Source organism: Streptococcus sp. LMAG:39 (assembly GCF_008680485.1).
Lineage (GTDB): Bacteria > Bacillota > Bacilli > Lactobacillales > Streptococcaceae > Streptococcus > Streptococcus pasteurianus.
Genome location: NZ_NALE01000001.1, coordinates 1,088,274 through 1,109,294, shown reverse-complemented (window position 1 = coordinate 1,109,294; position 21,021 = coordinate 1,088,274). Strand labels below are relative to the sequence as shown.

At 37.0% G+C, this 21,021-nt stretch carries 22 protein-coding genes; 15 read left to right on the top strand and 7 right to left on the bottom strand.

Going from position 1 to position 21,021, the window contains the following annotated elements; genetic code table 11:
• Positions 1-16: 16 nt before the first annotated feature.
• The 8 genes from mnmA to rpsD all read left to right on the top strand — a co-directional run bounded on the left by mnmA (position 17) and on the right by rpsD (position 8,819).
• Positions 17-1,138 carry a tRNA 2-thiouridine(34) synthase MnmA gene (gene mnmA, locus CCC20_RS05470; RefSeq protein WP_013852355.1) on the top strand — a complete coding sequence of 374 codons (1,122 nt, stop codon included), beginning with the start codon at positions 17-19 and terminating at the stop codon, positions 1,136-1,138.
• Positions 1,139-1,353: 215 nt separating this feature from the next.
• The gene (locus tag CCC20_RS05465; protein WP_003066976.1) at positions 1,354-1,812 is read left to right on the top strand and encodes an NUDIX hydrolase; all 459 of its coding nucleotides are present in this window, start codon (positions 1,354-1,356) and stop codon (positions 1,810-1,812) included.
• A gap of 1 nt (position 1,813) precedes the next feature.
• Positions 1,814-3,718, top strand: coding sequence for a tRNA uridine-5-carboxymethylaminomethyl(34) synthesis enzyme MnmG (gene mnmG, locus CCC20_RS05460; RefSeq protein WP_013852354.1), 1,905 nt, complete (start codon positions 1,814-1,816; stop codon positions 3,716-3,718).
• A gap of 86 nt (positions 3,719-3,804) precedes the next feature.
• Complete coding sequence (locus CCC20_RS05455; RefSeq protein WP_117575218.1) at positions 3,805-5,781, top strand: DHH family phosphoesterase; 1,977 nt, start codon at positions 3,805-3,807, stop codon at positions 5,779-5,781.
• Complete coding sequence (gene rplI / locus CCC20_RS05450) at positions 5,781-6,233, top strand: 50S ribosomal protein L9 (RefSeq protein WP_003066969.1); 453 nt, start codon at positions 5,781-5,783, stop codon at positions 6,231-6,233. The genes CCC20_RS05455 and rplI overlap by 1 nt, the downstream gene beginning before the upstream one ends.
• A gap of 36 nt (positions 6,234-6,269) precedes the next feature.
• A complete protein-coding gene (dnaB, locus tag CCC20_RS05445) occupies positions 6,270-7,631 on the top strand; it encodes a replicative DNA helicase (protein ID WP_013852353.1) in 1,362 nt (453 codons plus the stop codon).
• 37 nt (positions 7,632-7,668) lie between these two features.
• A complete protein-coding gene (locus CCC20_RS05440) occupies positions 7,669-7,941 on the top strand; it encodes a Veg family protein (RefSeq protein WP_003066965.1) in 273 nt (90 codons plus the stop codon).
• 266 nt (positions 7,942-8,207) lie between these two features.
• Positions 8,208-8,819, top strand: coding sequence for a 30S ribosomal protein S4 (gene rpsD / locus CCC20_RS05435; protein WP_003066963.1), 612 nt, complete (start codon positions 8,208-8,210; stop codon positions 8,817-8,819).
• A gap of 95 nt (positions 8,820-8,914) precedes the next feature.
• Here rpsD and CCC20_RS05430 read toward each other — a convergent pair whose 3' ends face one another.
• Positions 8,915-9,457, bottom strand: coding sequence for a TetR/AcrR family transcriptional regulator (locus CCC20_RS05430; RefSeq protein ID WP_270619768.1), 543 nt, complete (start codon positions 9,455-9,457; stop codon positions 8,915-8,917).
• A 131-nt stretch (positions 9,458-9,588) separates the two neighbouring features.
• Here CCC20_RS05430 and CCC20_RS05425 point away from each other — a divergent pair, with 131 nt between their 5' ends.
• The gene (locus CCC20_RS05425; protein WP_287179442.1) at positions 9,589-11,898 is read left to right on the top strand and encodes a YhgE/Pip domain-containing protein; all 2,310 of its coding nucleotides are present in this window, start codon (positions 9,589-9,591) and stop codon (positions 11,896-11,898) included.
• Positions 11,899-12,116: 218 nt separating this feature from the next.
• Complete coding sequence (locus tag CCC20_RS05420; protein ID WP_003066957.1) at positions 12,117-12,470, top strand: DUF1304 domain-containing protein; 354 nt, start codon at positions 12,117-12,119, stop codon at positions 12,468-12,470.
• A 38-nt stretch (positions 12,471-12,508) separates the two neighbouring features.
• Here CCC20_RS05420 and CCC20_RS05415 read toward each other — a convergent pair whose 3' ends face one another.
• The 6 genes from CCC20_RS05415 to rpmF all read right to left on the bottom strand — a co-directional run bounded on the left by CCC20_RS05415 (position 12,509) and on the right by rpmF (position 15,285).
• A complete protein-coding gene (locus CCC20_RS05415) occupies positions 12,509-13,414 on the bottom strand; it encodes a DUF4097 family beta strand repeat-containing protein (RefSeq protein WP_287179441.1) in 906 nt (301 codons plus the stop codon).
• Positions 13,411-13,995, bottom strand: a complete 585-nt coding sequence (locus tag CCC20_RS05410) for a DUF1700 domain-containing protein (RefSeq protein ID WP_287179439.1) — start codon at positions 13,993-13,995, stop codon at positions 13,411-13,413. Before CCC20_RS05410 ends, CCC20_RS05415 begins: the two co-directional genes overlap by 4 nt.
• Positions 13,982-14,308 carry a PadR family transcriptional regulator gene (locus CCC20_RS05405; RefSeq protein ID WP_287179437.1) on the bottom strand — a complete coding sequence of 109 codons (327 nt, stop codon included), beginning with the start codon at positions 14,306-14,308 and terminating at the stop codon, positions 13,982-13,984. Before CCC20_RS05405 ends, CCC20_RS05410 begins: the two co-directional genes overlap by 14 nt.
• 266 nt (positions 14,309-14,574) lie before the next feature.
• Complete coding sequence (locus CCC20_RS05400; RefSeq protein WP_287179436.1) at positions 14,575-14,778, bottom strand: hypothetical protein; 204 nt, start codon at positions 14,776-14,778, stop codon at positions 14,575-14,577.
• A 165-nt stretch (positions 14,779-14,943) separates the two neighbouring features.
• Entirely contained in the window at positions 14,944-15,093 is a 150-nt protein-coding gene (gene rpmG, locus CCC20_RS05395; RefSeq protein ID WP_002262412.1) for a 50S ribosomal protein L33, read from the bottom strand.
• 15 nt (positions 15,094-15,108) lie between these two features.
• Positions 15,109-15,285 carry a 50S ribosomal protein L32 gene (gene rpmF / locus CCC20_RS05390; RefSeq protein ID WP_003066947.1) on the bottom strand — a complete coding sequence of 59 codons (177 nt, stop codon included), beginning with the start codon at positions 15,283-15,285 and terminating at the stop codon, positions 15,109-15,111.
• Positions 15,286-15,601: 316 nt separating this feature from the next.
• Here rpmF and hisS point away from each other — a divergent pair, with 316 nt between their 5' ends.
• From hisS to CCC20_RS05365, 5 genes are all read left to right on the top strand, one after another.
• Positions 15,602-16,879: a histidine--tRNA ligase gene (gene hisS, locus CCC20_RS05385; protein ID WP_003066945.1), complete on the top strand. Its 1,278-nt coding sequence runs from the start codon at positions 15,602-15,604 to the stop codon at positions 16,877-16,879.
• Positions 16,880-17,006: 127 nt separating this feature from the next.
• The gene (locus CCC20_RS05380) at positions 17,007-17,156 is read left to right on the top strand and encodes a helix-turn-helix transcriptional regulator (protein WP_310590920.1); all 150 of its coding nucleotides are present in this window, start codon (positions 17,007-17,009) and stop codon (positions 17,154-17,156) included.
• A 300-nt stretch (positions 17,157-17,456) separates the two neighbouring features.
• Entirely contained in the window at positions 17,457-18,005 is a 549-nt protein-coding gene (locus CCC20_RS05375) for a hypothetical protein (protein WP_003066943.1), read from the top strand.
• Positions 18,006-18,324: 319 nt separating this feature from the next.
• On the top strand, positions 18,325-20,073 hold the full coding sequence (gene aspS, locus CCC20_RS05370; protein ID WP_003066942.1) for an aspartate--tRNA ligase: 1,749 nt from the start codon (positions 18,325-18,327) through the stop codon (positions 20,071-20,073).
• The gene (locus tag CCC20_RS05365; RefSeq protein WP_003066940.1) at positions 20,066-21,004 is read left to right on the top strand and encodes a YitT family protein; all 939 of its coding nucleotides are present in this window, start codon (positions 20,066-20,068) and stop codon (positions 21,002-21,004) included. The genes aspS and CCC20_RS05365 overlap by 8 nt, the downstream gene beginning before the upstream one ends.
• Positions 21,005-21,021 lie beyond the last annotated feature (17 nt).

The window sequence follows — 21,021 nt, the reverse complement described above, 5'->3', positions numbered from 1 at the left end:
TGATGGGAGGATTATCATGTCAGATAATTCAAAAACACGTGTTGTTGTCGGTATGAGTGGCGGCGTTGATTCGTCTGTAACGGCTCTCCTTTTGAAAGAGCAAGGTTATGACGTTATCGGTGTCTTTATGAAAAACTGGGACGACACAGACGAATTCGGTGTTTGTACAGCAACCGAAGATTATAAAGATGTGGCAGCTGTTGCTGACCAAATCGGTATTCCTTATTACTCTGTCAATTTTGAAAAAGAGTATTGGGACCGCGTTTTCGAATATTTCCTAGCGGAATATCGTGCAGGACGCACACCAAATCCAGATGTTATGTGTAACAAGGAAATCAAGTTTAAAGCTTTCCTTGATTATGCCATGACGCTTGGAGCTGATTATGTAGCAACTGGACATTATGCGCAAGTTTCTCGTGACGCAGACGGTACTGTTCATATGTTACGTGGAGCAGATAATAATAAAGACCAAACTTACTTCTTGAGTCAATTATCACAAGAACAATTGCAAAAAGTAATGTTTCCACTTGGGCATTTAGAAAAACCAGAAGTGCGTAAAATTGCAGAACGTGCAGGTCTTGCGACAGCTAAGAAAAAAGATTCAACAGGAATTTGCTTCATCGGTGAAAAGAATTTTAAAGAATTCCTTAGTCAATATTTACCAGCACAAAAAGGTCGTATGATGACTGTTGATGGTCGTGATATGGGTGAACATGCTGGATTGATGTATTATACAATCGGTCAACGTGGCGGTCTTGGTATCGGTGGACAACAAGGTGGTGACAATCAGCCTTGGTTTGTTGTCGGAAAAGATTTGTCAAAAAATATTCTTTACGTTGGTCAAGGTTTCTATCATGAGTCACTAATGTCAACTAGCCTTGACGCCTCAAGTATTCACTTTACACGTGATATGCCTGAAGAATTTACAATGGAAGTTACAGCAAAATTCCGTTACCGTCAACCAGACTCTAAAGTTACAATACATGTCAAGGGTGACAAAGCAGAAGTTGTCTTTGCTGAACCACAACGTGCCATTACACCAGGTCAAGCCGTTGTTTTCTATGATGGTAAAGAATGCCTAGGTGGCGGAATCATTGATATGGCTTATAAAAATGGAGTCGCTTGTCAATATATCTAGTTGACAAAGTTGTAAAGATAAGTTGACGGGCTTGGCTTATCTATATAATCAACTATTGCTCGAAAAATTATCGGCAATTAAATTGACATTTTAACTTAATTTGATACAATAATCGTAACAATAATCATGATGGTCAAAGCTCATGAGAATTGTGCGTCTTTGCCGCACAATTTTCGAGGGTTTTGGCTGTTTTTTGTGCAGTTAAGGAGTTTTAAATGGATTTTAGAACTAGAATTGGTGAGCAGAGCTTTGGTGTTAGAGCATCAGCCTTAATTATTAAAGATGAAAAAATATATTTAGCAAAATCTCCTAAAAATGAATATTATTTGTTAGGCGGAGCAATCTTAGTAAATGAATTAACTGAAGATGCCATAATACGCGAAATGAAAGAAGAACTTAATATCGATATTGAAGTTAAACAGTTGGCTTTTGTTGTTGAAAATCAGTTTTCTTTGGATCTCACAAAACATCATCAAATTGAATTTCTTTACTTAGTGAACCCACTTTCTGACCTTAATAAAGAGATATATGAGGGAGGTCAGAAGCGTATGTGTGAGTGGATTTCGTTTGAAGAACTCAGTAAGATTAACCTAAATCCAAGCTTTTTAAAAATTACCCTAAAAAACTGGGATGGTCAAGTCAAACATTTTGTAAATAAGAATAAGGAGAAATAAAATGACACACGAATTTGCTGAAAATTATGATGTAATTGTTGTTGGTGCTGGGCATGCTGGTGTTGAAGCTAGTTTGGCTGCGGCTCGTATGGGTTGTAAAACGATGCTGGCAACAATTAATTTGGAAATGTTGTCCTTTATGCCATGTAACCCTGCAATTGGGGGTTCTGCCAAAGGGATTGTTGTTCGCGAAATTGACGCTCTCGGTGGTGAAATGGGTAAAAACATTGACAAGACTTACATTCAAATGAAAATGCTCAATACTGGTAAAGGTCCTGCGGTCCGTGCTCTTCGTGCACAAGCAGATAAGGCTCTTTACTCTCGTACAATGAAGCATACGGTTGAGCAACAAGAAAATTTGACATTGCGTCAGTCAATGATTGAAGAAGTTTTAGTCGAAGATGGTAAAGTTGTCGGTGTTCGCACAGCTACTAATCAGAAATTTTCAGCTAAAGCCGTTGTTATCACAACAGGAACAGCCCTTCGTGGCGAAATTATCCTAGGTGAGCTTAAATATTCTTCTGGTCCAAATAACAGCTTGGCTTCTATCGGACTTGCAGATAATTTGAAAGAATTAGGTCTTGAAATTGGTCGTTTCAAAACAGGAACACCACCACGTATCAAAGCAAGTTCTATCAATTACGATGAAACAGAGATTCAACCAGGTGATGAAAAACCAAATCATTTTTCATTCATGTCCAATGATGAAGATTACCTCAAAGACCAAATTCCTTGCTGGTTGACTTATACGAACCAAACAAGCCATGATATTATCAATAAAAATCTTTACCGTGCACCAATGTTTTCAGGGATTGTCAAAGGGGTAGGACCTCGTTATTGTCCATCTATCGAAGATAAAGTTGTGCGCTTTGCGGATAAAGAACGTCATCAACTTTTCCTAGAACCAGAAGGTCGTGAAACAGAAGAAGTTTACATTCAAGGGTTGTCAACAAGTCTTCCTGAAGATGTTCAAAAAGAATTGATTCATTCTATTAAGGGGCTTGAAAATGCCGAAATGATGCGTACAGGATATGCAATTGAGTATGATATCGTTTTGCCACACCAATTGCGTGCAACGCTTGAAACGAAGAAAATTTCAGGTCTCTTTACGGCTGGTCAAACCAATGGTACGTCAGGTTACGAAGAAGCTGCTGGTCAAGGAATTGTTGCTGGTATCAATGCTGCTTTGAAAGTTCAAGGCAAGCCAGAAATGATTCTTAAACGTAGTGATGCTTACATCGGTGTTATGATTGATGACTTGGTAACGAAAGGAACGTTGGAACCTTATCGTCTGTTGACAAGTCGTGCGGAATATCGTTTGATTTTGCGTCATGATAATGCTGATATGCGTTTGACTGAGATTGGTCACCGTGTCGGTTTGGTTGATGATGAACGTTATCAACGTTTCTTGAATCGTAAACGTCAGTTTGACAATGAATTGACAAGATTGTCAACTCTTAAAATCAAGCCAGTTAAAGAAACTAATGCACGTATTGAAGCACTTGGTTTCAAACCATTGACAGATGCTTTGACAGCAAAAGAATTCATGCGTCGTCCTGAAATCAATTATGACATTGCGACAAGCTTTGTTGGTCCTGCTGAAGAAAAACTTGACAGCAAAGTGGTTGAACTTTTGGAAACTGAAATCAAATATGAAGGTTATATCAACAAAGCCCTTGATCAAGTAGCCAAAATGAAACGTATGGAAGAAAAACGTATTCCTGCTAATATTGACTGGGATGATATTGATTCTATCGCAACAGAAGCACGTCAAAAATTCAAGAAAATTAACCCAGAAACAATCGGTCAAGCAAGCCGTATTTCAGGTGTTAACCCAGCAGATATTTCTATTTTGATGGTTTACCTAGAAGGCAAGCAAAAACATCATAGAAAAGCGAATGATTAAGTCATCAAATTGTAATCTTTAAACCAATGACAGCTCTATCAAATAGGGCTGTTTTATGGTATAATTATAAGCTAAGAGGTTAACCAATGAAAAGATTTCGATTTGCAACTATTCACTTAGTCATGATAGGCTTGATTTTATTCGGGATTTTGGCTATTTGTGTCAGACTTTTTCAGACGGAGTCAGCTACTTTAGCTGCAATCTTTTTGGCGCTGTCTTTGCTTGTTGCATTGCTTTATTATCAAAAAGAAACATATGAGTTATCAGAACTTGAACAAATTGAATTACTAAACGACCAAACAGAAGTTAGTTTGAAAAGTTTATTAGAACAGATGCCTGTTGGTGTTGTTCAATTTGAGCAATCTACAAATGAAGTTGAGTGGTTTAATCCATATGCTGAACTTATCTTCACTAGTGAAGAAGGAGAATTTGAGGATGAACTCATCCAAAAAATTATTGGCAATAAGCGTGAAGGAGATGCCAGCCAAACTTTTGAGTTAAACGGTAATAAATACTCGTCTTATATTGATTCATCTTCAGGGATTTTTTATTTCTTTGATACATCAATGGGAAATCGTCAATTAGGCGATGCTGCGCTTTTGCGACCAGTTATCGGGATTATCTCAATTGATAATTATGATGATGTGACAGATGATTTATCTGATGCGGAAGTTTCTCAAATCAATAGTTTTATTGCTAATTTCATCTCGAATTTCACGAAGTCTAACAATATTTTTTATCGTCGTGTGGATATGGACCGTTTTTACTTTTTCACAGACTATGCTGTTTTAAGTAGTCTAATTGACGATAAGTTTACAGTACTAGAAGCTTTTCGCAAGCAGGCTAAAGAAGGAAGTGAGTTACCGCTGACTTTGAGTATTGGGGTTGCTTATGGTGATGATAATCATCAGCAAATTGGGCAAGTAGCTCTCCAAAACTTGAATACGGCACTTGTGCGTGGTGGTGACCAAGTTGTTATTTGTGAAAATGATGAACATAAGAAACCATTGTATTTTGGTGGTGGGTCAGTATCTACCGTTAAACGTACCCGTACGCGTACCCGTGCGATGATGACTGCTATTTCAGACCATATAAAAAATGTGGACAGAGTATTTGTTGTCGGACATCGTAATCTCGATATGGATGCTCTTGGTTCAGCGATTGGGATGCAGTTCTTTGCAAGTAATATCATTGAGGATGCTTATGCGGTTTACAATCCAGATGAAATGAGTCATGATATTGCAAGAGCAGTCAGAAGATTACAAGAAGATGGAAAAACGAATCTAATTTCAGTCAACAAAGCTTTACAACTAGTGACAAGCCAATCACTGTTGATAATGGTTGATCATTCTAAGGTTGATTTAACGTTATCGCAGGAACTTTACAACATGTTTACAGATGTCATTGTTGTTGATCATCATCGTCGTGACAATAATTTCCCAGAAAAAGCCATATTAACATTTATTGAAAGTGGAGCAAGTAGCGCTAGTGAATTAGTAACCGAATTAATTCAATTCCAAAACGCAGGCAAACGCTTAAGTAAAATTCAAGCTAGTATTCTAATGGCAGGGATTATGTTGGACACGAAGAATTTTTCGGCTAGCGTTACAAGTCGAACATTTGATGTTGCAAGTTATCTTAGATCTCAAGGAAGTGATAGCATTGAAATTCAAAACATTTCTCAAACAGATTTTGAGGAATATCGATTGGTTAATGAACTTATTCTTAAAGGGCGTAAACTTTATGACAACATTATCATTGCTAGTGGTGGTGATAATGTTGTTTACAGTAAAGTAGTTGCCAGTAAAGCTGCAGATACCATGTTATCTTTAGCTGGCATTGAAGCAACGTTTGTTATTGTTCAAGTTGCTCCTAATAAAGTAGCTATTTCGGCACGTAGCCGCAGTAAAATCAATGTTCAACGCATAATGGAAGAACTTGGTGGCGGTGGGCATTTTACCCTAGCAGCTTGTCAATTATCAGATATAACTGTTAGTCAAGCCGAACACTTATTATTTGAAATAATTGAAAATGATTTAAGAGAAAATATGGAGGTAGAGTGATGAAAGTTATTTTTCTAGCAGATGTTAAGGGTAAAGGGAAAAAAGGTGAGATCAAAGAAGTCCCGACAGGTTATGCCCAAAACTTTTTAATTAAGAAAAATTTAGCTAAAGAGGCGACTAATCAAGCTATTGGTGAATTAAAAGGTAAACAAAAATCAGAAGAAAAAGCACAAGCTGAAATTTTAGCAGAAGCTCAAGCGCTTAAAGCAGAGCTTGAGAAAGAAGTCACAGTTGTTAAGTTTACCGAAAAAGTTGGACCTGATGGACGTACATTTGGTTCAATTACAGCTAAGAAAATTGCTGAAGAATTGGCTAAACAGTTTGGTTTAAAAATCAACAAACGTTCTATCGAATTAAATCATCCAATTCGTGCAATTGGTTCTGTCGAAGTCCCTGTTAAGTTACATAAGGAAGTAATTGCTGAAATTAAATTAAGCATTAAGGAAGCATAGTCCTACGTTTAGAGGTTATTAGGGGAGGTGAGGAATTTGGCAGAGGAGCCAGAATTGAGAGTTCAGCCACAAGATTTATTAGCAGAACAGTCTATCTTAGGTTCGATTTTTATCTCGCCAGATAAGCTTATTACTGTCCGTGAATACATTAGCCCAGATGATTTCTATAAATATTCTCATAGAGTTATTTTTAAGGCAATGATTACGCTTAGCGATCGTAATGAGGCTATTGATGCCACAACAGTTAGAACAATTCTTGATGACCAAGGAGATTTGCAAAACATTGGTGGCTTGTCTTACATTGTAGAACTCGTCAATAGCGTTCCTACAAGTGCCAATGCAGAGTATTATGCTAAAATTGTCGCCGAAAAGGCGATGTTGCGTAATATCATCTCTAGGTTGACAGAGACTGTAAACCTTGCATATGAAGGTTCTACGGATTCTGAAGACGTTATTGCAGGAGCAGAAAAAGCCCTTGTTGAGATTAATGAACGTAGCAATCGTAGTGGTTTTCGTAAGATTTCAGATGTTTTGAAGGTCAACTATGAAAATTTGGAAATTCGTTCGCGTCAGACAAGCGACGTTACTGGATTGCCAACAGGCTTTCGTGATTTGGATAAGATTACAACAGGTTTACACCCTGACCAACTGATTATTCTTGCTGCTCGTCCAGCCGTCGGGAAAACTGCTTTTGTTTTGAACATTGCGCAAAACGTTGGGACTAAACAAAATAAACCAGTCGCTATTTTCTCCCTGGAAATGGGTGCTGAAAGTTTGGTTGACCGTATGTTGGCTGCTGAGGGAATGGTTGATTCTCACCACCTTCGAACAGGTCAATTGACTGACCAAGAATGGAACAACATTACCATTGCCCAAGGTGCTCTGGCAGAAGCGCCAATTTATATTGATGATACACCAGGGATTAAAATCACTGAAATTCGTGCACGAGCACGTAAGCTGTCTCAAGAAGTTGAGGGGGGGCTTGGGTTGATTGTCATTGACTATTTACAGTTGATTACAGGAACACGTCCAGAGAATCGACAACAAGAGGTTTCTGATATTTCACGTCAATTGAAGATTTTGGCAAAAGAGCTGAAAGTCCCTGTTATCGCACTTAGTCAGTTGTCTCGCGGTGTTGAACAACGTCAAGATAAACGTCCTGTGTTGTCAGATATTCGTGAATCAGGTTCTATTGAGCAAGATGCGGATATCGTTGCGTTCTTGTATCGTGATGATTATTATCGTCGTGAGGGTGAAGAAAATGATGACGCTATTGAAGACAATACTATCGAAGTTATCTTGGAAAAGAACCGTTCAGGAGCGCGTGGTACAGTGAAATTAATTTTCCAAAAAGAATACAATAAATTTTCTAGCATAGCGCAGTTTGAAGAGCGTTGATAAATATAAAATACTTTATTAAGGAGCACAGTAGAAGATGAGTGATGCATTTGCAGATGTAGCAAAAATGAAAAAAATCAAAGAAGATATTAAAGCCCACGAAGGTCAACTTGTTGAATTGACACTTGAAAATGGTCGTAAACGTGAAAAAAATAAAGTTGGTCGTTTAACGGAAGTTTACCCTTCGTTATTTATCGTTGAATACAATGAAAATTCTGATGTTCCAGGAGCAATCAACAATTCTTATGTTGAATCATACACTTATTCAGATATTTTAACTGAAAAAACATTGATTCGCTATTTTGATTAATCCTTGATTAGAATTATCAGTAATAGTAGATAAAAAGGCTTTACAACGCCTTTTTTTTATGTTAAACTAAACTTTGTGTGAAATAATAGCAGGAGAGTATGAAGCTCGTCAACAGTTGGCTCTTCTACAGTTTTTCTTCTTGTAGAAAAGCTCCTAGAAGTCGGAAAAGTAATCTTGGCTGTTTAGATGAAAGTCAACTGCACGAATCAGGATTCTCTAATTTGTTATTTCCTACAAAATTTTTATTTTATAGGAGGACATTTTTAATGTCACGTTATACAGGTCCATCATGGAAACAATCACGTCGCCTTGGCTTGTCTCTTACAGGTACAGGTAAAGAATTAGCACGTCGTAACTACGTGCCAGGTCAACACGGTCCTAACAACCGTAGCAAACTTTCTGAATATGGTTTGCAATTGGCCGAAAAACAAAAACTTCGTTTCACTTACGGTGTAGGTGAAAAACAATTCCGTAACTTGTTCGTACAAGCTACTAAAATTAAAGGTGGAACTCTTGGTTTCAACTTTATGGTTCTTTTGGAACGTCGTCTTGACAACGTTGTTTACCGTTTAGGTCTTGCAACTACTCGTCGTCAAGCTCGTCAATTCGTTAACCACGGTCACATCCTTGTTGACGGTAAGCGTGTTGATATCCCTTCATACCGTGTAACTCCTGGTCAAGTTATCTCAGTTCGCGAAAAATCAGCTAAAGTACCTGCTATCCTTGAAGCTGTTGAAGCTACTCTTGGACGTCCAGCATTCGTATCATTCGATACTGAAAAACTTGAAGGTTCATTGACTCGTCTTCCAGAACGCGACGAAATCAACCCAGAAATCAACGAAGCACTTGTCGTTGAATACTACAACAAAATGCTTTAATTCTCAGTTGATTGAAGTATTTAAAACCATGGTTTTTACCGTGGTTTTTTTATAAATAGAAAAAGTCGCCAAGGGGCGACTGTAGGAATGGATGATTATAGTGACAGTGGTAAAAGTTTTAAAATGAGGTTAGTCATTTGGCGAGGAGATTCTTTTTTACCATTAGCTATCCAAGATTGGCAGAGACCAAAGAAGGCGTAGGCAAAGTAGATACTACTGTATTCTTTTTCGACAGGAGAAAGTTCTTCACGCCCAAAACGATTTTGAAAATCAGTGTTGATAAAGATGCGCACCTTATTAACAATAAAAGCTTGGAATTCTCGCGTGCCGTTCGCTGAAATCAAAGCAGATAGCAATTGCTCACGTTTTAGAAATTCAAAAATCTCTAAAAACGCTTGTTCTTTATTGCCTTCGTGTTTTTCAAAAATATATTCAACTTGATTGAAAAGGGTTTGTTGACAGGAATCAATCAATTCAAATTTATCCTTATAATGTGTGTAGAAGCTTGAACGGCTAATGCCAGCTTCTTTAGCAATTTTGATGGTGGTAATGTCGTCAAAACTCTCTGTCTTTAAAAGGGCGACCATAGCTTCTTGAATGGCTTTTTTGGTGTTAGCTCTGCGATTATCATTTGTCATAATAAAAATCTTTTGAACACTCTTAGACAGAGTGTCTAAAAATCCCTTCTTTTGTCTTGAAATTATTTTATATCTCTGTATAATATATTTTATCATAATTTTTGAACAATATGTCCAAATTAGGAGAAAATATGTTAGAAGAATTAAAAGCACTTATAAAAAGCCCAAAACTTTGGGTAACAATGATTGGTGTTGCTCTTGTTCCAGCACTTTATAACTTATCTTTCTTGGGGTCTATGTGGGACCCGTACGGAAATGTTGATGATTTGCCAGTAGCAGTTGTCAATCAAGATAAGTCATCAACTTTAAATGACCAAACGCTATCAATCGGTGATGATATGCTGGACAGCATGTCTAAAAATAAAGCCTTAGATTATCACTTTGTTAGCGCAGAAAAAGCAGAAGAGGGTCTGGAAAATGGTGATTACTATATGGTTATCACATTGCCAGAGGATTTATCTGAAAAGGCAGCTAGTCTTTTGACAGATGACCCTGAAAAATTAACAATTAATTATCAGACAACAGCTGGACGTAGCTTTGTCGCTTCTAAAATGAGCGAATCTGCGATGACTAAGCTTAAAGATACTGTTTCTGAAAATATCACAGAAACTTATACAAAAGCTGTATTCAAGAGCATGTCTGGTTTACAAGATGGTTTACAAGAAGCAAGTGACGGTGGCAATGAATTGCTCTCAGGAAGCCAACAGCTTGAATCTGGTAGTCAAACCATTACAGATAATCTCAACACAGCAGCATCAGGCAGCCAAACTTTAGCAGACGGAACAGCAACACTTTCAAGCGGCTTGACAACTTATACAAATGGTGTATCAACTTTGGCGAGTGGTGCAAATGAATTAAATAGTAACTCCGTGGCTCTTATCAGTGGTATCGCTCAGCTAAAAGAAAGTTCTACACAAGTACAACGACTAGTTGATGGGGCTAATAGTTTAACAGATGGTTTACAGCAACTGGCAACCTCTACAACACTTTCGGCAGAAGAAACTGAAAATATTCAGTCATTAATTTCAGGTTTACCTCAATTAAATGCTGGAATTCAACAATTAAATGCTTCAGTTTCTGAGATTTCTACTAATGTTGATATTCCACAAATTTCGACTGTTTTAAGTGATATTGCTTCACAAGCTCAGGGAATTTTGGAGGCAGAAGAAAAGGACAGTTCAGCCAGATTGACTGCTATTCAAGCAACTGATGCTTATCAAAGTTTAGGGGTAGCACAACGAGCTGAGTTAGTCAATGCATTGAATACTTCAGGAAATAGTGTTAGTCAACAAGCACAGCAAATTTTAACAGATGTTCAAACAATGAAGGCTTCTTTAACGGCGTTATCAACTAAGTTACAGACGGCAGTTTCTCAAATTGCCAATCGGTCAAATGTAGCTTTGCCTGGTTCTGTTAAGGCTTTGACAACATTATCTACTGGTTTAAATCAGGTTAATACGGCTACTACAACACAACTTGTCCCTGGAAGTAGTCAAATTGCTTCAGGAATCTCAACACTTAACACAAAATTAAGTAGTGGTGCAAATGAATTGTTGACAGGGGCAACAACCTATACAAACGCTGTCTCGCAAATCGCTTCTGGTGCTAACCAATTGGTTGCTAATAATACTCAGCTAACAAGTGGCGCTTCTCAATTGCAATCTGGTGCAGAAGCATTAGCTTCTGGTTCAAGTCAGTTAGCTGCTGGCAGTGGCACGTTGACGAGTGGCTTGACAACCTTGACAAGCGGTCTTTCAACATTGTCCTCTTCACTTACAGATGCAAGTAAGCAATTATCACTTGTTTCTGTAACAAATAAGAACGCCAAGTTGGTTTCCAATCCTGTATCAACAAAAGAAACAGACAATGATAACGTGAAAGTAAATGGTATTGGTATGGCACCTTACATGATTGCGGTATCACTTATGGTAGTTGCCCTTTCAACGAACGTTATCTTTGCCAGCTCATTGTCAGGACGCCCAGTGAAAAATCGTTTTGAATGGGTCAAACAAAAACTCTTTATTAATGGATTGATTTCAACTGTTGGTTCGTTAGTATTGTATGGTGCTATTCAATTCCTTGGATTTGAGGCCAACTATGAATGGAGAACAATCTTCCTTATCATCTTAGGTGGTTGGACATTAATGGCTCTTGTAACGGCTCTAGTTGGTTGGGATAATCGTTACGGTTCATTCCTTTCGCTTGTTATGTTATTACTTCAAGTCGGTTCTGCAGGTGGTTCATATCCAATCGAGCTTAGTCCTAAGTTCTTCCAAGTTGTTCACCCATATATGCCAATGACTTACATTGTAACAGGTTTACGTCAAACCATTTCGATGACAGGTTCAATTGGTACACAAGTCGGTGTTCTTTCAGCATTCCTTGTTGCTTTCATGGTACTTGGGCTTATCATTTACAGACAACCAAAAACAGGAAATTAAGATTACTAGATTGAGGAAAACGTTCATTTTGGACACTTTCTTCAATCTTTTTTTGATGTGAACGATGTTCTCAGTTTTTACAATCAGATTATTTGAAAAACGAAGGAAACTTTTATACACTTAATGAGTTAACTAGAAATATTAATTACAGCAGTCTTGCTTTACAGTATATTTACAGCGATGTAAATGATTAATTTGCTATTTAGATTGAGGAAACGATGTCACTTATTACTATTATTTTGTCGTTATTGGTAGCTCTGGAACATTTTTACATTATGTATTTAGAAACAGTTGTAACACAATCACCTGCAACAACGCGTGTTTTTGGACTATCGCAAGAAGAGTTAGAACGTGAGTCTGTAAGTAATTTATTTAAAAATCAGGGTGTTTACAATGGCTTGATTGCTGTTTTTCTGATTTACGGTATCTTTACAGCCAATGCTACTTTGGTAACTGTTTTTCTAATAAATGTCGTTCTTGTTGCTCTTTATGGTAGCTTGACCGCAGACCGTAAAATTATTTTAAAGCAAGGCGGTTTAGCCATTTTAGCTTTACTGACGTTGTTATTTTAAAATGATAAAGGCATCGCATTTGCGATGCCTTTTAAGTTTTATTGAACTGTAATGTCACCAACGTTTCCGTCGATTGTCAACGTGTTTTTACTTGATTGATTTAAGTTTGAAGTGATATCAGCATCGCCTAGAAGGTTTGTCATTAATACTTTCAGATCTTTGCTGGCAAGAGTAATGTCAACCTCGCCAGTAGTCATTGTTATGGTGTTATCATTTTTGAAGGTGGCGGCATTGGCTGAAAAATCTCCCATGCTTAACTCAAAGGTTGTGTCAGAAGCTTGGCTATTTTCTAAATCAATATCACCTGTTGTAATTGAAAAGGCGATGTTTGCTAAGTTGCTGTTCTCAATTTCAGCGTCCCCAGAGGTGATGGTTACAGTCCCTGAGTTGAGGGTTGTGTTGGTCATTGTTAGTTCCCCGGCCAGAAGTTCGAGCGTTGTGGTATCAAGTGAAAGCTGACTGACATCCAAATCTCCTGAGCTAAGATTTGCTTTGACTGAAGTGAGTTCTGTATCTTGAGGAACAGATATAACGATTGTATGTGAATTTTCGATAATACCAGTTTTAGCAATGCCAATAATATCTCTTAAACTCAGAAAATGGATGTTTGTATTCCCTAACTGGGTGCGAGTTCCTGTTTGCTTTACAGTAAGGGTGTTATTCTTGACTTCGTAGTTGACAGATGTTTTTTTGTTGTCTGAGTAAGAAATAAAGGGTTTGTCAATATTGGCCTTTGAAATGATGATATCAGATGTTGTGCTGTCAATATCAATTTTACTGAAACTGTCAAGGTTAGCTTTTTGATAGTTTACATTCCCTACAATATCAGTGCTATTTTCTAAATCAGAAAGTCCACCAGTTGCGAAACCATAACCTGCAAGGGCTGCCCCCAATAAGCTACAACTAACGCCAATTCCTAAAATAGTCTTTGTCCACGATTTCATAATTTTCTCCTTTTGTTTTCTGTTTTTCGTGCTAAATTGACAATGCTACGTCCAACTACTTTACAAACAGCCCCTGCAGCAAGGAGAGCCAGTAATGATAAACCGAGAGCTAAAAGTCCTAGGCCAAAACTAAGAGCAGTAGTAGAAAATGAAATGTTAAGGTAAGACCAGCTATCAAATAGCATGTAAATTCCAGAGGTCAGGAAGGCAACCCCAAGGGAAAGAACAACAGCGATAGCCGCCACTCCAAGAGCTAGGATAGTGATGACGGCTAAGAAAAGGAAGAGAGCTAGTGTGAGAGTAACGGGTGCTGATAGAATGGCTAAAATAGCAAGCCAAACCATAGATACTCTGCTTTTAGGTGTCTTTTCTTGATCAATGATTTTTTCGTCAAGTAAACGGCTAATGATGTCTCGCGCCGCTTCTTTTGGTGTTCCAAGTTCGGTGATAACTTGTGCTTCATTTTCTGGACCAGCTTCTTCAAAGTATTCGCTAAAGTAGTCCATAGCCTCTTGATAATCCTCTTTGGGTAACTTACGTAGGTATTTATCTAACTTAGCTAAATAGTCAACTTTTGTCATACTCTAATCTCCCTTCAATAATCTCATCGACTTTTTCTTTGTACTGTTGCCATTCTTTTTTGAGAAAGGTCAACTGTTCTTTGCCAGCTGCTGTGATAGCATAATATTTTCGTTTACGTCCTTGGTAGGCTTGTTGATAAGAGGTTAAATAGCCAGCTTTTTCCAGTTTTTTTAAAATTGGATATAAGGTGGATTCTTTGATGTTAGCAATTTGCTTAATGGTTTGGCTGATGGCATAACCATAAGAGTCATCTTTGTCAACAATGGCTAAAATGAGGAATTCGATGACAGTTGCCGAAGTTGGAAAATACATGAAGCTCCTTTCTCTGAATACATATAATTTTAATATATAATTATTTTATATATAGGATATAGAAAAATAAGTAGCAAGTCAAGCATAATGTATAAGAAATGCAAGAAAAGGTTAGCGTGATAGCAGCATCTTTACCACAACTTTCCGGTAGCTGAAATTAGATTATCAAGAATGATAAATTCTTGAACACTTTTCTTAAAAATAAGTGAATTTTCCTTTTTGAAGTGCTGCTCTTTGTGATGTTGGATATGTTCAGGATGTTTCAACTAAGCATTGAAATCATCTTGCTTCTTCCAACGTGAAACAGCAGTAAAGGAAACACTATTTGCATCAGAATTATCTTGAATCCAGACTTCATTTCCTAAATATGTTTCCCAATTTTTGAGTGAGATAGCGTCGCTGTGGAATTTTTGTTCAAATTTATCTTTAACAGTAGCTTTGACTTCAAAAGTAACTGTTTTAATAATCATATGTTATTCCTCCTTTGGGTGACTTTCATTATATAAGGAGGAACTAAACTTTCAAAATTTTTGAGATAAAAAATGATTTGGTTTGATATTCAATCAGCCAGAAATGCTATTTTTGAACTAAAAAAGCCTAGAAACGTTGGTTTCGTAGGCTTTTGATGTATTCAATTATTTAACCTCAGTAAAGATTACGTGTTTACGCAATTTTGGTGAGTATTTTTTCAATTGAAGACGGTCTGGAGTGTTACGTTTGTTTTTTGAAGTAAGGTACAAGCGTTCACCAGATTCTTTGTGTTCAAGTGTAATATTTACGCGCATGGTATCTCCCTTCTATTATTTAGCTGCTTTAGCGATTTTACGTCCTTTGTAGTATCCTTTAAGTGATACACGGTGAGAACGTGAGTAATCTCCAGTAGTTTCGTCAAATTTAACTGATGGAGCAGTCAATTTGTAGTGTGTACGACGTTTGTTTTTCTTCGCTTTTGAAGTGTGACGTGCAGGTACTGCCATGTTTTATTTCCTCCGATAATATTTTTTTGTTCTTGATTTTTAATCAACTTTAACATAATAACATATCTTTTTTGTAAAGTAAAGTTACTTGACAAAAAAATTGTAAATAGGTGCGAGTGTGGTTATTAATGCTTGGCTGTTCGTTAAAAACGAAAGTTATCAAGGAATAATTCATAAGAAAATCCTAAAAAAGAACAGACTATTCTTCTGTATAACTTGTTTTTGTGATAAAATAGAAATGATTGAATCGCTACAATAGTAGAAAGGAATTAGGGGCTAAATTTGTTTAAGTTTGGTGCCAATATGTCTTAAATTTATGAAATTACAAAAACCTAAAGGAACACAGGATATTTTACCTAGCGAAAGTGCTAAGTGGCAATACGTGGAAGCTGTTGCGCGTGAAACATTTAAAAAATACAATTACAGCGAAATTCGTACACCAATGTTTGAACATTATGAGGTTATCAGCCGTTCTGTTGGTGACACAACGGACATCGTGACAAAAGAAATGTATGATTTCCACGATAAAGGTGACCGCCATATTACTTTGCGTCCAGAAGGTACAGCTCCTGTTGTGCGTTCTTTTGTAGAAAATAAATTATTTGCACCAGAAGTTCAAAAGCCAGTTAAGATGTACTACATCGGCTCAATGTTCCGCTACGAACGTCCACAAGCTGGTCGTTTGCGTGAATTCCATCAAGTTGGTGTTGAGTGTTTCGGTTCAGCAAATCCTGCCACAGACGTTGAAACAATCGCGATGGCTTACCAATTGTTCCAAATACTGGGCATTAAAGATGTTACACTTCATTTGAATACTTTGGGAAGTGCAGTTAGCCGTTCGGCATATCGTCAAGCTTTGATTGATTACCTTACGCCAATGCGTGAGCAATTGTCAAAAGACAGTCAACGTCGTTTAGATGAAAACCCACTCCGTGTCCTTGATTCAAAAGAAAAAGAAGACAAGATTGCTGTTGAAAACGCACCATCAATTCTTGATTATCTTGATGACGAAAGCCAAGCTCATTTTGATGCTGTGCGTAGTATGCTTGAAACCCTCAATATCCCATATGTCATTGATACAAACATGGTTCGTGGTCTTGATTACTATAACCACACTATCTTTGAATTCATCACAACTGTTGATAAATCTGAATTGACAATTTGTGCTGGTGGTCGTTATGACAGTCTCGTTGAATACTTTGACGGACCAGAAACACCAGGTTTTGGTTTTGCACTTGGTCTTGAACGTTTGCTTCTTATCCTCGAAAAACAAGGTATTGAATTGCCAGTTGAAAAAGAAATGGACGTTTACATTGCTGTTTTGGGACAAGGTGCAAACCTTAAAGCGTTGGAACTTGTTCAAGCTGTCCGCAACCAAGGTTTCTCAGCAGAACGTGACTACCTTGGACGTAAAATCAAAGCGCAATTCAAATCAGCAGACGCCTTTAATGCTAAAACAATTATCACTTTAGGTGAAAGTGAAATTGAAGCAGGTCAAGTAGCTGTGAAAAATAATAAAACTCGCGAAGAAGTGACCGTAAGCTTTGACGAAATTGCAAACAACTTCGCTGAAGTATTGAATAAATTAGATTAAACGACAACAACTAGCTAATAACTGTGTACTCACAGTTCATTAACTAGTTGTTTTATATTGTAAACTTTAGTTGCGAGAATGGAAGCTACTGTAACCTTGCTAGGTAGGTGAAAGTTTCATATAATGTATATACAAAATCGTCGGAGAAAAGTTAAAACAATTAAGAAAACCTAATCATCTTTCACAAGAAAAATTATCTGAACATATCCATGTTTCTAGAGAAACTATTTCAAATGGGAACAAGGAGTTTCCCGAACAAAAAGATATTAAGGAATGACCTGTGTTTACCTGCTTGCGAATAAAAGAATATTGCTACTAAGTTAGAGATACTGCATAAATGTGCTGGTATCTCTTTTTTGTTGGCTTGAAACAACAGACTACTTCATTTCTGCTTGATTACGTTAAATTTATCGGGATATGATTTGTCAAGGACTTGTTGCGTAAGCAATGCTTTAGCACCCTTTACAAATCATAGACAGATAAGTAACTTCTTAAAAGCAGAAAAGAAATGACTGTATTATTTTTGTGTAGTATAATGATAACTAGTTAAGCTACAAATACAGTTGAGGTGGAATATATGCAAGCATTGTTTACATTACAATATGGGGAGTTTGCGGTTGCAGATTATTTGGCAAAAGAAGTAAAAGGAACATCTGTATTTATCCCCACTTCTGCACAAGAAAAAGGAATTGATTTGCTATTATATAAGTTTTGTGATGGCATAAATAAAGTATTGACATTTCAAGTAAAAATGTCTAGAGCTTATTATTATCCCAATAAAAAATATCAAGGCACTCTATGGCTTAATCGTTTTGAACCGCAAGAAAATGCTGATTGGTTTGTAATAGTAGGAATTTATGCAAAATATCCTAATGAAATACATAGTGCTAAATCGTCTGATACAAAGTGGGATACAATAATGTTGGCGTTTAAAAAAGAAGAAATGATAAATTTCATGGAAGAAGTTAGGCTAAAGAAAAATCCAGATAAGTATGACAAAATGTTCGGATTTGGATTTAATGGTAAATTAGAAATCAAACAAACTAGAGGATATAAGGAAGAAAGGGATATGACTAAATATTTGATTGAAAATCGAATTGAGGAAATTATGGAATATTTTGATTGAATTTAAACATATGAGAATTGTTTGAAAGGATTGACATGTATATGAGTAAAGAAAATAAGAAAGCAATAGTTTCGCAAGAAGATATATCCTTTACTGATTAAATGTTATGATTTGGTCAAAAGGAATTTGAAAGTTTACTAGATTTTGGAGTGTGGTAACAAAAGACATCTCAAATAGGAGTTTAATATCATTTTGAACCTTTCAAATTTTTGATATTTCTCAAAAAAATTAAAAAACTCCCCCGCATGGGTGGGGTTTTTACGTGCTTTTTGCTATAATAGGTGGGAATGAATAAATTAAAAAACGGAGAAACATATCAATGAAACGTACAATGTATGCTGGTCGTGTTCGTAGTGAACATATCGGCCAAGAAATTACTTTAAAAGGTTGGGTTGGTCGTCGTCGTGATTTAGGTGGGCTTATCTTTATCGACCTTCGTGACCGTGAAGGTATCATGCAATTAGTCATTAATCCAGAGGAAGTTTCAAGTGATGTTATGACCACAGCTGAAAGCCTTCGTAACGAATTTGTTATCGAAGTTACTGGTGAAGTCGCACAACGTGAACAAGAAAATAAAAACTTGCCAACTGGTGCTGTTGAATTGAAAGTATCAGCATTGACAGTTTTGAATACGGCTAAAACAACACCTTTTGAAATTAAAGATGATGTTGAAGTTAGTGATGAAAATCGTTTACGCTACCGTTATTTAGATCTTCGTCGTCCAAAAATGCTTAACAACTTTAAATTACGTGCAAAAGTTACTCACTCAATCCGTAACTATTTGGATGAGTTAGAATTCATTGATGTTGAAACACCAATGTTGACAAAATCAACTCCAGAGGGTGCGCGTGACTACTTGGTACCAAGTCGTGTGAGCCAGGGTCACTTTTACGCTTTGCCACAAAGTCCACAAATCACAAAACAATTGTTGATGAATGCTGGCTTTGACCGTTACTACCAAATCGTTAAATGTTTCCGTGATGAAGATTTACGTGGTGATCGTCAACCTGAGTTTACACAGGTCGATATGGAAACATCATTCTTGTCAGACCAAGATATCCAAGATATCACTGAAGGAATGATTGCTAAAGTCATGAAAGATACAAAAGGAATTGATGTCACATTGCCATTCCCACGTATGTCTTATGATGATGCAATGAACAACTACGGTTCAGACAAACCTGATACTCGTTTTGAAATGCTTTTACAAGACTTGACAGAAGTTGTCAAGGATGTTGATTTCAAAGTATTCTCACAAGCTCCAGTTGTAAAAGCTATTGTTGTTAAGGGGAATGCGGATAAATACTCACGTAAAAACATTGATAAATTAACAGAATTTGCAAAACAATTTGGTGCCAAAGGTCTTGCATGGGTCAAATTTACTGATGGTGCGATTACTGGACCAGTTGCTAAATTCTTAACAAGTATCGAAGATAAGTTGACAGTAAGTTTACAACTCGAAGAAAATGATTTGGTTCTTTTCGTTGCCGATACTCTTGAAGTTGCTAATAATACTCTTGGTGCTCTTCGTACTCGTATCGCTAAAGAACTTGACATGGTTGACAACTCTAAATTTAATTTCCTTTGGGTTGTTGATTGGCCAATGTTTGAATGGTCTGAAGAAGAAGAACGTTATATGTCTGCTCACCACCCATTCACATTGCCAACTGAAGAATCCGCTCATGAATTAGAAGGTGACCTTGCTAAAGTACGTGCAGTTGCTTACGATATCGTTCTTAACGGTTATGAACTTGGGGGCGGTAGCTTGCGTATCAACCAAAAAGAATTGCAAGAACGTATGTTTAAAGCGCTTGGCTTTACAGCAGAAGAAGCAAATGACCAATTTGGTTTCTTGTTAGAAGCTATGAACTACGGTTTCCCACCACATGGTGGACTTGCTATTGGTCTTGACCGTTTCGTTATGCTTCTTGCTGGTGAAGATAACATTCGTGAAGTCATTGCATTTCCTAAAAATAATAAAGCTGCGGATCCAATGACACAAGCACCAAGTCTTGTTGCAGATAAACAATTAGATGAATTAGCTTTAGCAATCGAAACTAATGATTAAGAAAACATCTTTGAAAAAGAAAACAAAGTTTATTGTTAGCCGTTGGGCAGAAAGATATGGTCTGTTAAAGACAATGCAGAGCATTTCAAGAGAGAAGTATGCGGAAAAAGTTTCCGCTTCTCTTTTTTATGGTTTGCTATCGGCAATCGCGGTTAATTTCTTCTTTCAACCAGGACACGTTTATTCAAGTGGTGCAACTGGTTTTGCACAGGTTTTATCGGCAGTTAGTGAGCGATTAATTGGCTTCAAGTTGCCAGTTTCAGTTGTTTTTTATGTGATTAATGTGCCATTGCTCGTTTTAGCTTGGTATAAAATCGGACATAAATTCACTGTTTTTACGCTCATTACAGTTTCGATGAGTTCTTTCTTCATTCAAATTGTTCCTGAAATTACTCTGACGACTGATCCTCTGGTTAATGCCATTTTTGGTGGTTTGGTCATGGGGACTGGTGTTGGCTTTAGTTTAAAATCTCGTATTTCAAGTGGTGGTACTGATATCATCAGTCTGACCATTCGGAAAAAGACAGGCCGTGATGTGGGAAGCATTTCTCTCATGGTTAATGGTGTTATCATGATTTTTGCTGGCATTTTATTTGGTTGGCAATATGCCCTTTATTCTATGGTGACTATCTTTGTCTCTAGCCGTGTGACAAATGCTATTTTCACTAAGCAGAAGAAAATGCAAGCAACGATTGTGACCAATCGTCCTGAAAAGGTAATTGCGATGATTCACACCAAATTACATCGTGGGGTGACACAAATCAATAATGCCGAAGGAACTTATAATCATGAGAAAAAAGCGGTTTTGCTGGCTATCATTACTCGTGAAGAATATAACGACTTTAGGTATCTGATGAAAAAAACTGACCCCAATGCCTTTGTTTCAGTTGCTGAAAATGTTCATATTATTGGACGTTTTGTTGATGATTAAGAGGTTGAGAAAGTTCT